General features: G+C 65.0%; 14 protein-coding genes. 4 read left to right on the forward strand and 10 right to left on the reverse strand.

The genetic code is table 11. The features are described from left to right. Positions 1 to 87: 87 nt before the first annotated feature. The 4 genes from WS95_RS31500 to WS95_RS31515 form a co-directional block, all read right to left on the reverse strand. Positions 88 to 2112, reverse strand: a complete 2025-nt coding sequence (locus WS95_RS31500) for an SMI1/KNR4 family protein (RefSeq protein WP_059828072.1) — start codon at positions 2110 to 2112, stop codon at positions 88 to 90. Between the two features lie 79 nt (positions 2113 to 2191). Continuing rightward, entirely contained in the window at positions 2192 to 3289 is a 1098-nt protein-coding gene (locus WS95_RS31505; protein ID WP_257139983.1) for a NucA/NucB deoxyribonuclease domain-containing protein, read from the reverse strand. Between the two features lie 371 nt (positions 3290 to 3660). Beyond that, complete coding sequence (locus tag WS95_RS31510; RefSeq protein ID WP_059828249.1) at positions 3661 to 4230, reverse strand: YdeI/OmpD-associated family protein; 570 nt, start codon at positions 4228 to 4230, stop codon at positions 3661 to 3663. Positions 4231 to 4326: 96 nt separating this feature from the next. Continuing rightward, positions 4327 to 5454 (reverse strand): aminotransferase class V-fold PLP-dependent enzyme, encoded by a 1128-nt coding sequence (locus WS95_RS31515; RefSeq protein WP_059828076.1) that lies wholly within the window; start codon positions 5452 to 5454, stop codon positions 4327 to 4329. A gap of 277 nt (positions 5455 to 5731) precedes the next feature. Here WS95_RS31515 and WS95_RS31520 point away from each other — a divergent pair, with 277 nt between their 5' ends. Then, a complete protein-coding gene (locus tag WS95_RS31520; RefSeq protein WP_059828251.1) occupies positions 5732 to 6913 on the forward strand; it encodes a serine hydrolase domain-containing protein in 1182 nt (393 codons plus the stop codon). Positions 6914 to 7053: 140 nt separating this feature from the next. Here the strand turns inward: WS95_RS31520 and WS95_RS31525 are convergent, their stop codons facing one another. The 5 genes from WS95_RS31525 to WS95_RS31545 all read right to left on the reverse strand — a co-directional run bounded on the left by WS95_RS31525 (position 7054) and on the right by WS95_RS31545 (position 12270). Further along, entirely contained in the window at positions 7054 to 7269 is a 216-nt protein-coding gene (locus WS95_RS31525; protein ID WP_059784705.1) for a hypothetical protein, read from the reverse strand. Between the two features lie 186 nt (positions 7270 to 7455). Next, positions 7456 to 8628 carry an NAD(P)/FAD-dependent oxidoreductase gene (locus tag WS95_RS31530; protein ID WP_059784708.1) on the reverse strand — a complete coding sequence of 391 codons (1173 nt, stop codon included), beginning with the start codon at positions 8626 to 8628 and terminating at the stop codon, positions 7456 to 7458. A gap of 203 nt (positions 8629 to 8831) precedes the next feature. After that, entirely contained in the window at positions 8832 to 9983 is a 1152-nt protein-coding gene (locus WS95_RS31535; RefSeq protein WP_059828078.1) for a branched-chain amino acid ABC transporter substrate-binding protein, read from the reverse strand. 421 nt (positions 9984 to 10404) lie between these two features. Beyond that, complete coding sequence (locus WS95_RS31540) at positions 10405 to 10596, reverse strand: CsbD family protein (RefSeq protein WP_059828080.1); 192 nt, start codon at positions 10594 to 10596, stop codon at positions 10405 to 10407. A 141-nt stretch (positions 10597 to 10737) separates the two neighbouring features. After that, on the reverse strand, positions 10738 to 12270 hold the full coding sequence (locus WS95_RS31545; RefSeq protein WP_059828082.1) for a helix-turn-helix transcriptional regulator: 1533 nt from the start codon (positions 12268 to 12270) through the stop codon (positions 10738 to 10740). 384 nt (positions 12271 to 12654) lie between these two features. Between WS95_RS31545 and WS95_RS35440 the strand changes: the two genes are divergently transcribed. From WS95_RS35440 to WS95_RS31555, 3 genes are all read left to right on the forward strand, one after another. Beyond that, on the forward strand, positions 12655 to 12819 hold the full coding sequence (locus tag WS95_RS35440) for a hypothetical protein (protein ID WP_179949047.1): 165 nt from the start codon (positions 12655 to 12657) through the stop codon (positions 12817 to 12819). Between the two features lie 69 nt (positions 12820 to 12888). Then, positions 12889 to 13239: a BON domain-containing protein gene (locus WS95_RS31550; protein ID WP_034205538.1), complete on the forward strand. Its 351-nt coding sequence runs from the start codon at positions 12889 to 12891 to the stop codon at positions 13237 to 13239. Positions 13240 to 13292: 53 nt separating this feature from the next. Continuing rightward, positions 13293 to 13490 carry a CsbD family protein gene (locus WS95_RS31555; protein WP_034205539.1) on the forward strand — a complete coding sequence of 66 codons (198 nt, stop codon included), beginning with the start codon at positions 13293 to 13295 and terminating at the stop codon, positions 13488 to 13490. Positions 13491 to 13734: 244 nt separating this feature from the next. On the opposite strand, the gene WS95_RS31560 is transcribed toward WS95_RS31555, so the two are convergent. After that, entirely contained in the window at positions 13735 to 14763 is a 1029-nt protein-coding gene (locus WS95_RS31560; RefSeq protein WP_034205540.1) for a DUF1338 domain-containing protein, read from the reverse strand. Positions 14764 to 14933: the final 170 nt, after the last annotated feature.

Below are 14933 nucleotides of genomic sequence, written 5' to 3' on the forward strand. Positions count from 1 at the left end.
CTCCGTCGGGTCTGGGCCGCCATCCCGCCACATCGCGCCACGCGTTGGTTATCGACGAGGCGGCACGACTGCACGCTCCATGAGTACTCAGCTTGATTGTCGCGCCGACGCGATGCCGGCCAGCCACGCGGGAAAACTCCCCGCGACACGCTCGCGCCGCGCATCATCATGCCAGACCCGAATCACTTGACCGGCGACGCCGCCTTCAGCGGGATCGAGGTCGACACACAGGTGATTGCCACTGCCGTCGTGGGTGAACGGAATCCACTTCAGGTTGTACCAGTCGTCGGCGATGCCGGGATCCGGCTCCGATGTCATGCCGTCAAAATCGCCGCCGTCCACGAGACCTTTCCAGATGCGCCATTGCGCGAGGATCTCGTGAACGCTCAGCAGCGCATCGCTTCCGGAAAACGCATCGCCCAATGCCGTCTGGCCATTGTGAATGCGCAGACTGTCGATGAAAACGTCGGGCAGCGTCGTACCCAGCGCGACCTGCAATGCATCAATGTCATCGTCGGACGCGGGTCCGTTGAGTCCGCCCGGCAAGCGTGACGCATCGGCGGCGAACGTTGCATCGATCCGCTGCCATGTTTCGCGAAGGTCGATAGTGCGTGCGTCGTCGATCGCGTGGGCGGCCACGCGGGTGTCGACCGCCGGCAACGCTTGTTCGGCTCCCTCGGCGGATGTCGCCGTGACATGGCGCGGCGGCTCGCTGGCAAGGCCGCGATCGAGACGCAGGAACAGCACGGACGAACCTGCCGCCATCGGATAGTCCGCCGCGGGGATCGCGACGAGCACATCGGCATGGACGACACCACCGATCGACCCGTCATCTTCGGCCGGCAGCAGGCGAACGACCGGGTTACCATCGACGCCGCGGTGCAGATTGCCCCATCGCATCGCGTTCAGTCGAGCATCGCGCTCGACGCTGTGGTCAATGATGCCGGCTTCCCAATGGGGCCCCGGTGTTGCGGCGTGCTCGAGCAAATCGAGCACGCGCGGCATGATCGCGTGCATCAGCATAGCGACCGCATTCGTGTGGCCCGGCAGGTTGATCAGCGTGGCCTGATCGTAGCTGGTCATGACCGTCATCCCGCTCTGCGTACCGTCCGGCCGCGTGAACGTGAGCGTGGTTTTCTTCGGCGGCGAGCGATCGTCGCTGCGTCCGAAGTTGAAACGATCCGCCGGTGTTTGCTGGATCTCGACGGTCGCGTCGTCGCGCGAATACACCGGTTGCGCATTCAGTCCGACATCCCGGAAGGGCGGCTTGGCAGGCAATCCGGCTCCGACGATCAGGTCATAACGTTGCGCGAGCTCGGCGAGCTTCTTCCTGAATGCGTACTCGTTCTGTTGCACCTCGAGCGGCGACAACGCCATGTCCGGAGGCTCGATGTATTCGACCGAGTGGACTTCGTATCCCCAGCGCTGCAGTACCGCACGGATATACGGTCCGCTCGTGTCGGGCCGCTGCCAGCGTTCGCGAGCAATTCCGGGCGCGCGCTGTTCATATCCGACGATCACCACGCCGATGCGCGGCCGTTTGGTAACCTCGATATCGCGAACGCCTGCCGCTATCAGCGCGATCCGCCGTTCGGCCGTTATCCGGCTGCCCTTGGGCAGGAGCAGACTGCCTTGTCGATATTCGCTGCCGGGAGCGATGACGTGTTGCCCGGCGGATAGCGGCGCGTGCAACAGCAGGAAAGACCGGGCGCCGCGATGCGTAATTTCAACGTTGCCTTTCGGGACGACGGTGTCGGCGTTTTCCGGCAGTGCGAAATACGGAGGAACATCGACCGCACACCGCGCGCCGATTGCGCGAGCCGCCGGACTGCCCGCTGGCGAAGCCAGCGCGCGTCGGCTGAACTCGAAATCGAGTTCGGCGGGCGCACTATGCGTCGCGTGTACGGTATCAGATGCGCGCAATGCATAGCCTTCGATCGCAGCGAGCGGAACGGGCGGGACATTCTCCAGCGCGAAAACGTCGGCCGCCGTCACGCGCGTCAGCGCATCCTCCACCGCCACCGTCTCGGATTGCATCGCGCCCGGCACAACGCGTCGACAGCGTTCATAGGGCTGGTTGAGCCAGAAAGGGAAATTCTCGTGATCGCTCATGTGGTGAATGTTTTCATGCCGCGGTTTGGGGTCACCCGCGAACCGCGGCAACGGTACGGTTTTCCTTTTCCCCAGCGGCTCAACGTTTTGCGGCAGGCTGCTGAGATCCGACGTCGACGTAGAAATTCTCTTGGTCGAGCACACGCTGGTTCAAATAGAAATTGCCGAGAAAAGCGCCCGCGCGTCGATTATCGCTGGCATCGATACGCTTGACCGATACTTCCGGGTCACTCGATGCACCCTGCTCGGTCGACGCAAACGGATACTCGTCGCAATCGCAATCGGTCGGCGTTTCGTCCGGATCGCCGGTGAACGTGCACTGACCGTTAACCGAGCCGTATTTCGCAACGCATTGCTTCTTGGATGCATCCCGATTGTCGCGCCGAAGCGTTGCGTCGCGCGTGCGTGTCAGCGGCCGGGACTCCCAAGTATCGGGAAAAATCGTGCCGTCTCCCTTCGGCACGAACTTGCCGGGCCGCCCGGCCGCTTGCGCTTCGCGAATATGGATCGCCGATTCATCGACGTCGGGATTCGTGGCGACGATGGTACGGAGAACCGCCGGTGCGTCCGCGTAGACACATCCTTGCGAGTTGCTCTTGACGAGCGCGACGTCGCATCGAATGTCGGGAATATAACCCACACCCGCGTACGGACTCACGCTTGCTCCGTTCTCGAACGAGTCCCCCGACTTCGCGACCCGATACTCGAGGGTCGGACTGAACCTGAGCGGGTTATTGGCTCCCATGTTCGGCGTAACCATCACCGATATCTCGTTGGACAATCCGCCGAGGGCAAGCGGCACGCCGGCATTGGGCGCAACCGTGCAATCCGATCCGCATTCGACGACGGGCTTGATCATCAGGCCGCCCGGATTGCCGGAAATGACGCGGGTGCGAAATCGGAACTTCAATGGCCACGCAAGCTGATTCGACGGATTGTAGGAATACGCGTAGGCCTCGATAGCCACTCGCCCGATTTCATTGTTTTGATTGTCCTTCGCGACATATTCGAGCGGGACCGTTTTCTGGCAATAACTGCTTCGACTCAATAGCGAGTCCCTGGTCGGTTCGGTCCGGACTGTCGTGCAAATGGGAGAAACATCCGTCGCACTTTCCGCATGAGCCGGCATCGCCGTCGCAAGCACAATCGCACCGGCAAAAAGCATTCGATGAATCACATCCCCTCCTGATTATTTCATTAATCGAAATGACCGATTTCGCTGCACATCCATTTAAACTAACATTTAGATGAAATGCAGCTGTCAATTTCGTCAGGGATATGTAAATCATCGACACGACTACATATCTATTGTTTTATTTTTATAAACATAATTACCCATAAAATCAAAAAAACGAATTTTTCATGTCACGCCGACTAAATCGATCCCGTACGCGAAGCCCATGTCGCATAGTTCAATCCGTATGCGACGCAACCGACCTCGGCATGCCGAATAATTGAACGCTGCCGCCGTCAAGTGGCGGCAGCCGCCCGCTTCCGGCTGTTCTCGGCCAGTCATGCTTCTTCTGGTATGCCACCGGTGCCAAAGCCCTACGGATGAAACGTCTCGCCCCGCTTGAGCATGTCGATGAATTCCGCGATCTTTCGCGCCCGTGTTTCCGGCTTCTTCGCGTTCTGTATCCGAAACAGGATCGCATAGCGATTGCGGCTGTTCAGCGTCGCAAAAAACTTCGCGGCTTTCGGATTGGCGTCCAGCGCCGCCTGCAGATCGTCCGGCACGATCGAGTTGCTGGCCGACGTATAGGCCGCCTCCCAGCGGCCGTCCTTCCTCGCCCTCTCGATTTCGTCCATGCCGGCCGGCCACATTCTTCCTGCGGCGATCAGCGCTTCGGCCTTGTCCTTGTTGAGCCTGGACCAGATGCTTTTCGCCGAGCGTGGGGTGAAACGCTGCAACCAGTATTGCTCGCTCTCGGCCTTCTTTTGGCCATCGATCCAGCCGTGGCAGAGGGCGCTTTCCACCGCCTCATCATAAGTGACGGTTCGCTGCCCCGCGCCTTTTTTCGCGAGCCGCAGCCATGCGCCGGTCGACGCGCCGCCGTTTTTTTCCAGCCAGCTTTCCCATTCGGCTTGACTGGCAAACGTCAGCGCGCCTTCGGTCATGTCACGCTCCTGAACGGTCGGGTTTTCAACGATCCGGAAGCCGCCGCTCGACGAACGCGCGGCGGCCACCGGCGCAACCCGTTGCGCACGATCGCCTTACAGAATCCGGTTCAACGCATCGGCAAACCGCTTCACCGCGCCGTCGACATCGTGCAGCTTGTCGAGACCGAACAACCCGAGCCGGAACGTCTTGAAATCCTCCGGCTCGTCGCATTGCAACGGCACGCCCGCCGCGATCTGCACACCGACATCGGCGAATTTCTTTCCGGTGCGAATACCGTCATCGTCCGTGTAGCTCACCACGACGCCCGGCGCCTCGAATCCTGCCGCGGCCACGCTCCTGACCCCCTTCTCCGTCAGCAGCGCACGAATGCGCTCGCCGAGCTCGAGCTGTTCCGCCTTCACCTTGTCGAAACCGTACGCATCGGTTTCCTTCATCACGTCGCGCAGCGTCGTGAGGCTGTCCGTGGGCATCGTCGCGTGATACGCGAACCCGCCGCCCTCGTACGCTTCCATGATCTGCAGCCACTTGCGCAGATCGCACGCGAAGCTGGTGCTGGTCGTCGCATCGATGCGCTCGCGCGCGAGCGGGCTCAACATGACCATCGCGCAACACGGCGATGCGCTCCAGCCCTTTTGCGGCGCGCTGATCAGGACGTCGACGCCGCTCGCCTGCATGTCGACCCACACGGTGCCCGACGCGATGCAATCCAGCACGAACATGCCGCCGACCGCATGCACGGCATCGGCCACCGCGCGCAGGTACGCATCGGGCAGCATCATGCCGGACGCGGTTTCGACGTGCGGCGCGAACACGAGATCGGGTTTGTTTTCCTTGATCGCGGCGACCACTTCGTCGATCGGCGCCGGCGCATAGGCGGCCTGCCTGCCGGCTTCGACCGGACGCGCCTTCAGCACCGTCGTTTCGGACGGGATACTGCCCATGTCGAAAATCTGCGACCAGCGGAAGCTGAACCAGCCGTTGCGGATGACGAGGCACTTCTTGTTCGTCGCGAACTGTCGCGCCACGGCTTCCATGCCGAACGTGCCGCTGCCCGGGACGATCGCGACCGACTTCGCGTTGTAGACTTTTTTCAGTGTGGCGGAGATGTCGCGCATGACGCCCTGGAAGCGCTGCGACATATGATTGACCGAGCGATCGGTGTACACCACCGAATATTCGAGGAGCCCCTCGCGGTCAACATCGGGAAGTAAACCTGGCATGCTCGCCTCCGGTGAAAGATGAACGATGGAATCGGGACAAGCCGCGTCTTCGATTCGATACTGCTCTGCACCAATGCAAATGCGTCATTGCCTCGACGAAAACTGATTCTAACGAACGCCGCCGGCCGATTGGCGCATATTTTGTCGGCTGCCGGGCCGGGTGTTCGTCGCCGCGAGCCCGCGCCGCCCACATCGCCCCGCTCCGCGTACGGGTTAACGACGCGTGCGCCAGGCATCCCATAACATGTCGAACGGCCCCTTCACGACGGAAATTTCGATGACCTCCTCTCCCGCATCGTCACTGCAGTCGTCAACCGATCCCGCGCTCGCCGAGCGCGTCGACGCGGTCCTGTCCCGCCAGCTCGACACGCAGCGCCTCGTCGGCGCGGTCGTCCTCGTCGCCCGCGACGGCGAACTCGTCTATCGCCGCGCGGCCGGGTTCGCGGACCGCGAATCGCGTACGCCGATGCGCGAGGACACGCTGTTCCGGCTCGCGTCGGTGACGAAGCCGATCGTCTCGGCGGCCGCGATGGCGCTCGTCGCGCAACGCAAGCTGTCGCTCGACGAGGACGTCACGCGCTGGCTGCCCGCGTTCCGTCCGGCACTCCCCGACGGCCGCGTGCCGACGATCACGGTGCGCCAGTTGCTCGTGCATACCGCCGGTCTCGACTATCGCTTCAACGAAACCGACGCAAACGGCCCCTACGCGCGCGCAGGCGTCTCCGACGGGCTCGATGGCGCATCGATCACGCTCGCCGAAAACCTGCGCCGGATCGCCAGCGTGCCGCTGCTGTTCGCACCCGGCACCCGCTGGAACTATTCGCTGTCGATCGACGTCGTCGGTGCGCTGATCGAGGCCGTCTGCGGCGTGCCGCTCGCCGATGCGGTCGATGCGCTCGTGCTGCGCCCGCTCGGCGCACGCGACACGGCCTTCGTCGCACGCGATTCCGCGCGGCTCGCCACGCCGTACGTCAACGACACGCCGCAGCCGCACCGGCTCGCGGAGAACGAGACGGTGCCCATCGTCGAAGGGTTCGTCGGCGTCACGTACTCGCCGTCGCGCGCGCTGAATGCACACGCGTTCGCATCGGGCGGCGCCGGAATGGTCGGCACCGCCGGCGACGTGCTGACGGTGCTGGACACGCTGCGTGCGGGCGGCGGCGCGATCCTGCCCGCCGAGCTCGTCGACGAGATGGGCCGCGTGCAAACCGGCGATTTCGAATTGCCGGACCTGCCGGGCGCGGGCTTCGGAATCGGCTTCTCGGTGCTGCACGACCCGCAGGCGGCCGCGTCGCCGGAATCCGTCGGCACCTGGCGCTGGGGCGGCGTCTACGGTCACTCGTGGTTCGTCGACCGCGCACGCGGGCTCACCGTCGTGTCGCTGTCGAACACCCTTTACGAAGGCATGAACGGGCAGTACACGCTCGATCTGCGGGACGCGATTTATGGCGTTCGGTAGCGAGCGGAATGGAAAAGGCCCGGCGAAGCCGGGCCCGTGTCGTTCCGCGCAGATCGATCGCTTCCTCGCGTCCAGCGCGGCGCATGACGTGTCGCGACATCCATGAATCGACGTCACGCCGCTTCCGGCCGACCGCATCGCTATCGTGACCTGGCAAGCATCACGTACAAGCCCAGGCCGGTATAAAGAATGAACAAGACCGCAACGACCGTACAGGCAACACGCCCGACCCCGCGCAGACGCGTTACACCGAAATACATCAACCCTGCTCCGACAAGCAGCCACAATGGCCAATAGCTGACACCCAGAATCAGCATCATGACCGGCCACGGTATATCGATGGCGATGTCGCTCATCCCGGCCCCCGTTGCTCGAGTAAAGATCGTGTGTCGAAACCTCCGCGATGTTGCCACATCCCGGCATCGGCGACATCGAGCACGGCGCGGCGCGCCGACCATGAAAAAAGGCCCGACGGAGTCGGGCCAACGGGTTTGAGACACAAGGAGAATCCCGCCCACCCCACACCGGGCGGTCACGCCGCGCTACACGACGTTCTTTTCGACGATCGGCCGGTTTTCGAGCACGCGCGCCCAGCCGAGCGACGACAGGTCGAGCGTGTCGTAACGCCCGCCCAGAATGAGTTCGCTGACGCCACGCCCGGTCGCCGGCCCTTGCTGCAGCCCGTGGCCGCTGTAGCCGTTCGCGAACACGACGTTGTCGAGTTCAGGGTGGTAGCCGATGATCGCGTTGTGATCGAACACGTTGTACTCGTAGTAACCGGACCAGCAGTTCTCGACGCGCAACGCCTCGAATTCCGGCACGCGGTGCGCGAGCGTCGGCCAGATCACGTCGTCGAACAGCGCGTGATCGACTTCGTCGAGCGGCAGGTCGTCCGGGTCGCGATCCGGGCTCGGCGACGTGCCGCAGATATACGTCCGCCCTTCCGGCCGGAAATACACGCCGGTCGGGTCGATCAGCAGCGGGCAATCGGCGAGCTTCGCCGGCGACGATACGTTGAAGATGCTGCGCCGACGCGCATACACGGGAATGTCGATGCCCATCATCGACGACAGCGCGCGCGTCCACGCGCCGGCCGCGTTGACCAGCGTGTCGCATGCGTAGCGCTCGCCGTCGCCCGTCACGACATGCGTGATCCGGCGGCCGTCGCGCACGACGTCCTTCACGTCGGCGGCCACGTAGCGCGCGCCGAGCGCCTGCGCCTTCTTGCGCAGCGCCTGCACGAGCCCGTAGCCGTCGAACCAGCCTTCGCCGCTCACGCCGTACGCGCCCGACACGAGATCGTCGACGTTGAGCCACGGAAACTTCGCGCGCAGCGCGGCGCCGTCCATCAGCCGGATATCGGCGCCGAGGCGCGTCTGCAGCGCATGGTTCTCGCGCAGCGTCGCGTCGCCGGCCGGCGTCGCGAGGAACAGGTAACCGCCTTCGTGCAGATCGATCGACGGCCGGTTGCCGTCCACTTCGAGCCGTTCGCCGATCGTGCGCAGGAAGTCGATGCCGAACAGCGACATCTCGATCGACAGCGGCGTGGAGAACTGCTGGCGAATCGACGCGGCCGACAGCGCCGACGACGATCTCGCATAGGTGGGATCGCGTTCGATGACGGTCACGGCGACCGTGGGATCGGTGGCGCGCAGGAAATACGCGATCGAGCTGCCGATCACACCACCGCCGACGATGACGACTTGAGAACTCACGACTGACTCCGGTTGCACGTAAAAGGCTTGGGGCCGCTCACGCTGATGACGGGCTTGGCGCCGGCCTCCGCCAGCCGGCCGCGCCCGTGGCTGGTTCGTGCCGCGCCTCGCGCGGCGTCGCGCGGGCAGGCTTCGTCGACGATCGCTCCGGCTATTTCAGCACGTCCGGCATCGCCGCGAAAGCCCGCTCGCCCGTGTTGCGTTCAGTCCGCCGATTTCGTCGTGACGGGCTGCCACGCGGCGTTCTTCACTTCATACAGCGTCGAGCTCGGGCTCTTCAGGTCGCCCGTGTTCGTGAATGCGATCGTGCCTGTGATGCCGTCATAGCGCGTGCCCTTCAGCGCGCCGTTGAAATCGGCCGGCTTCGTTGAGTTCGCCTTCTGCATCGCGTTGATCGCGATCCACGTCGCGTCGTACGCGAACGGCGCATACGCGAGCATGTCGACGCCGTACTTCTGCTTGAATTTCGTTTCGAACAGCTTGCCCTTCGCGAGACGCGACAGCGGCTGCCCGTACTCCCACACCGCCGCGCCTTCGGCCGCGTTGCCGGCCAGCCGGATGAAGTTCGCGTTCATCACGCCGCCGCCCGCGAGGAACTGCGCGCGGATGCCGAGCTGGCGCATGCGCTTCACGAGCATCGCGGCCTGCGCGTCGAGGCCGCCGAAGAACACGAGGTCGGCATTCGTGCTCTTGATCTTCGTGAGCTGCGCGCTGAAGTCGACTGCCTTGTCGTTCGTGAATTCGCGCGCGACGATCGTGCCGCCGTTCGCCTTCACGGCCTTCTCGAACTCGTCGGCTTCGCCCTGGCCGAACGCGGTGCGATCGTCGATGATCGCGATGCGCTTCGCCTTCGTCACGCTCGCCGCATACGCACCGGCATTGCCGGCGTTCTGCGTGTCGGTCGCGATCACGCGGTACACGGTATCGAGCCCGGCGCGCGTGATGTCGGGATTGGTCGCCGACGGCGTGATCATCGGAATGCCGGCCTTCGCGTAGATCTTCGACGCGGGCAGCGTCGTGCCCGAATTGAAGTGGCCGATCACGACGGCGACCTGCGCGTCGGCGAGCTGCTGCGCGGCCTGCACGCCGGTGCGCGGATCGCTCTGGTCGTCCTGCGACGCGATGACGAATTTCACCGGCTTGCCACCGACGGTCGTGCGCGCGGCATTCGCTTCGTCGACCGCCATGCGCACGCCGTTCTCGATGTCCTTGCCGTATGCGGCGCCGCCGCCCGTGAGCGGGCCAGCCACGCCGACCTTGACGATCGTCTCCTGTGCGTGGGCCGCGCCCGTCTGGAACGCGAGAAGCGCGGCGGTCAGCGCAACGCCGGAAAGCGAACGAATGCGGAACGTCATGGCAGTCCTTCTTCTGGGGGTCGGGATGCAACGCGCGAGGGTCGCGCGCCGGCAACCTCCTGCGCGCCGGTGATGCGCTTGCGTGCCAGGGCGCGTGCCACGCGCCAATCCGGGCGGACGATGACCGCGGCTCCGTCTCCGAAGAGCCTTTCATCGCGTAAGAGGTGAAGGGATTGTGGGTAGCCAATACCCGTGCAGCAAACGAAATATCGGAACTATGTTGTGAGGATTTGTCATCAAGTTCCGTAGTCGCGGCCGATCCACGGCCCGCGCGTCGGTGGACCGTGCAGGGAAGCCTTCCATGGCGAAGGGCGGCCGCGCCGCTGGATCAAGGTCGGCCATGGTCATGCAGGCAACGCATCATCGTTGCGACGCGGGCCCGGCCGGCCTTCGCGACGCTGGCAAGGCGCCGCGTCATCGATCAGTGCCGGTCGGTGCCCTTGTGGTTGCGCGCCGCGTCGGCGGCCTCGCCGGCCTTTTCCTGAAGCTTGCCGGCTTGCTGTTCGGCCACGCCTTCCGCTTCGGTCTCGCGGTCGCCCGTGACCTTGCCGAGTGCTTCCTTGACCGAACCCTTGACCTGTTTGAGCTTGCCCTCGATGCGATTCCTGTCCATGGTCGTCTCCTGCGATGGTTGAGGAAAGCCGGCGATGCCGCGCCCCTGCGCGCCGCCGCCGAGTGGACAGGATCGCAAGCCGGCGCCGCGGGCGGCAGATGCGGATGCACCAGTGCGCCTGGTGCATTCGTACCGCCGCGGTCAGTCCTTGCCCTTCGCACCGCCCTTGTCGCCGCGCGCGCCGTTCGCCTCGGCCGCGCCGACGATCCCGCGCTCGCGCGCCCAGACGATCGCCTCGCCGCGGCTATGCACGTCGAGCTTCGCGTAGATCGTCGCGACGTGATTGCGCACGGTGTTCGGCGCAAGCCCGAGGCGGCCGGCGATCTCCTTGTCGGCCAGGCCGTGGCACAGCAGGTCGAACACGTCGCGCTCGCGCGCGGTCAGGTCGGACAGCTGCGCGCCCGCATCCGGCGCATTCGCGCGCCGCACGTTCGCGAGCTTCTCGATCAGCGTGCGGCTGAACCACGACGCATCCTGCATCGCGGTCTCGATCGCATAGACGAGCTCCATCTCGGTCCGCTTGCGATCGCTGATGTCGAGCAGCGCGACGAGCAGGCAGTCGCGCCCGTGGATCGCGACGGGGTCCGCCGACACGACGCAATCGCGCACGTCGCCGTCGCGCGTGCGGATCTGCACGTCGGCGTTGCGCACGTTGCCGTCGCGCGCGAGCCGACCTTCGACGCGCGACCACACGCCGCGCTCGGCCCACAGCCCGATCTCGTCGGCGGACTTGCCGAGCAGGTCGCCTTGTGCGTGGCCCGTCAGCGCGGCAAACGCGTCGTTCACGTCGAGCAGCTCGAAGCGGTCGGCCGTGACGATCGCGGTCGCGACCGGCGCCATCCGGAACACCGTCGCGAAGCGCTCCTCGCTTTGCATCAGCGCGCGCTCGGCCTGCTTGCGCGGCTCGAGATCCATGAACGTGAACAGCATGCACGCCTCGCCGTTCATGTCGATCGGCTGCCCGGCGACGACCACCGCCTTGGTGTTGCCGTCGGCAAGCTTCAGCACGGCTTCCATCTGCGGGATCGTCGCGCCTTCGCCGAGCCGCTCGATCGCGAGCTCGCGCCGCTCGGCCTGTTCGAGCACGTCGATCTCGTACACCGAACGGCCGAGCACGTCGTCGCGCGCGTACCCCGTCATGTCGAGAAAGCCCTGGTTGACCTTCACGTAGCGCAAGTCGTCGAGCCGGCAGATCACGGCCGGCGCCGGATTCGCGTTGAAGGTGCGCTCGAAGCGCTCCTCGGCGCTCGCCCATTCGGTCGCGTCGTGCAGCACGAGCGCGAGGCAATCGGGTGCGCCGGCCGCGTTCGTCAGCACCAGGCTGCGGATGCGGTGAACCCAGCTCACCGACTCGTCGGCCGCCGATTCGACCTCGACCGTCACGTCGCTGAACTCCTCGCCGGCGATCACGCGATCCATCGGATAGTGGCCGTCGCGCACCGGATGGTTGTTCCGGTAGCGCAGCCGGAATCGCTCGCGGTATTCGGTGACGTCCGCGCCGAGCGCCTTCAGCTCGGTCACGCCGTGCATCGCGAGCGCGGCCTCGTTCGCCCAGACGATCCGCTGGTCGGGCTCGATCAGGATCACGCCCTCGGTGAGCCCGGCGATGATCTGGTGCAGTTGACGCCGGTCGGTATGCGACTTGAGCGCCTGTTCGTCTACTTGTTCGTTCATCGAATCGTTGTCCCTGTCGTCGATACGGGCGTCGGCCGAGCGCCCGTTGCGGTGGCACGCCCCGGCCGGCGCGTGCGGCGATGATCGCCTGCCGCGCAACGGCCCGACAGGCGCGGATGCACTATCTCGAATAGTACATTCGCACGCCGCTCGCGATCGTGCGGTGCCCCGCCGAACGTCGCGGCGCGGCCCGCGCACCCGTCCGGCGGCGTTGCGCGGGACATGGTGCACGCGCGTGCTCCACCGCTGCGTTCCGTCCCCGGTGCAAACGCACTAGCCGATCAGGTGAATTTGCGCGATGTCCGCTCGCGTTCGCGTCGGTACGCTGGTACTGCATCGGCGCTCCATGCGCTGCCCTTTCATACCGCAGAGGAGGACATCTGGATGAAACTGCATCAGACACCCGATCCGACGCGGCCCGAACCGCCCCCGGACAATCCGCCCGAACCGGCGCCCGGCACCGACCCGCCGGTACCGCTGCCGCCCGACGTGCCGCGGCCCGACATGCCGCCGCGCGAGCCCGGCTACGACACGCCGATCGCCCGCTGAGGCCCGGCAACGCGCGGGAACGATCCGTGCTCACCCGTTGCTTCACTCGCCAATCGAAGGAGAACATCAATGAACAAGACCTCGCACCTTTCGACACTGCTCGCCGTCAGCGCGGCGTTCCTCCTTTCCGCTGCCCCGCTCACGAACGCGCACGCCCAGGCCTCGTCGACCGACAGCGGCATGGCGACCGAATCGAGCCAGCCGGTGACCGACACATGGATCACGACCAAGGTGAAGAGTGAACTCGCGACCACCGATGGCGTGAAGAGCACCGACATCAGCGTGAAGACGGTGGACGGCGTCGTCACGCTCACGGGCGTGTTGCCGACGAAGGTCGCCGTGAAGAAGGCCGTCGCCGTGACGCGCGCCATCAAGGGCGTGAAGCACGTCGACGCATCGGGCCTGAAGGCGAAGGCCTGAACTATCACGCGGCCGCGTGCCGCACTTTTCTCCCCTTACGAAAGGAGCACACCATGAACGAAGACAAGATCAAGGGCCAGTGGAAGCAGCTCACCGGCAAGCTGAAGGCCAAGTGGGGCAAGCTGACCGACGACGATCTCGCGGTCGCGGAAGGCAATCGCGATTATCTGGCCGGCAAGATCCAGGAGCGTTACGGCATTGCCCGCGACGAAGCCGAGAAGCAGTTGAAGGAATTCGACCGCGAGCTGTAACGCGCCAGTCGTCTCACCCCGCCGCGACGCACGCCGCGTCGCGGCCACGAGGAGGACAACGACATGGGCAAATATCTGATCGCATGGCTGCTCGGCGTGCCTATCGGGCTGCTGGTGCTGTTTTATCTGGTCACGCACCTCTTCTGACGCACGCGACGCCCCGTCGACGAACGAAAAACGGGCCGACGGCTGAAACCAGCCGCCGGCCCGTCTGCTTTTGCATGCGGCGCGCGACGCGTCGCGCTTACTTCGCCGCGTTCGCCGTCATCTTGAAGATGCCCTGTGCGTTGCCCGCGTCGAAGCGCAGGTCGGTCACCCAGCGGCGCGCCGTCTGGTCGAACGTGCGCTTGCGCGTGATGAACTCGTAGAACGAACCCGGCACGTTGCGTTTCACCGTGCCGCCGTCGCGGGTGCGGAACTCGCGTTCGACGGTATCCGCGCGATAGGCGGTCTGGAACACGCGGCCCGAGCGCGAGCGTTCGACTTCCGGCTTCATCGGCCGACCCTTCGCCTTCTCGTCGTCGGCCAGCTTGAACACGTCGGCGACGCGGTCGGTCGCGTGGTTGAACGCGTTGCCTTCGGTCGCGATCCACGCCATTTCCGCCGATTCCATCAGCAGCGTTTCATAGTCGAGCTCGTTCGGCAGGTCGTGCTGGCGCGCGAACGCGCCGACGATTTCCGGCAGCAACGCGTGCGCGTCGTCCAGCGACAGCCAGCCTTCGCGCTCGACTTCCCACAGCAGCGCGACGGCCGCCGGCGACAACGGGTCGCGCGACGAGCTGACGACATTCGTCACGGCCTGCTGGAATTCCTTCGAGAAGCGCTCCGGATGCAGCTCGCTGACGAAGAACTGCGCGATTTCGTCCGGCGCGTCCTCATGCGCGTACGCCCGGCCAGTCATGCCGAGCTTGTCGAGCGGGTAACGGCCGTTCAGGCGGAAGCCGAGCGGACGCAGGATGCGCGTGAACGCGGCCTCGCCCGGCGGCAGCGCGCCCGTGTGCGGCCAGCGCACCGTGCGCAGCGCGCCGTGGTCGAAATAGACCGAACCGCCGCGCTCGATCGTGTCGGCCGTGTACGCGCGGCCGTTCGCCGAACGCTCGAGCAGCCCTTCGAACAGCGCCATGTTCATCGCCTGCGCGATTTCCGCGCGCGTCACGACGCCGTCTTCCCATTCTTCGAGGATGGCCGGCATGTTCAGGGTCGAGAACAGGGCGTCGGTCTTCGCCTGTCCCAGCAGCTTCGTCAGCAAGCTGTCGATATTCGGATTGCGCATCAGGATTCTCGTCTCGGGGGACCCGCCGGCAAACGTGCCGGCCATTCGTCGGCCGGCCGCCCTGCGGGCGCCTGGCCTTGCACGGGAAGCATTATTCAAAGGGTTGCAGCGGGGCGTAAAGCGAGATTAAATTGATACGTGATGAGTTTTTGGAATGATCAGCCGTTCTT

The sequence above is a fragment of the Burkholderia sp. MSMB1826 genome, assembly GCF_001526325.1.
Classification (GTDB): Bacteria; Pseudomonadota; Gammaproteobacteria; order Burkholderiales; family Burkholderiaceae; genus Burkholderia.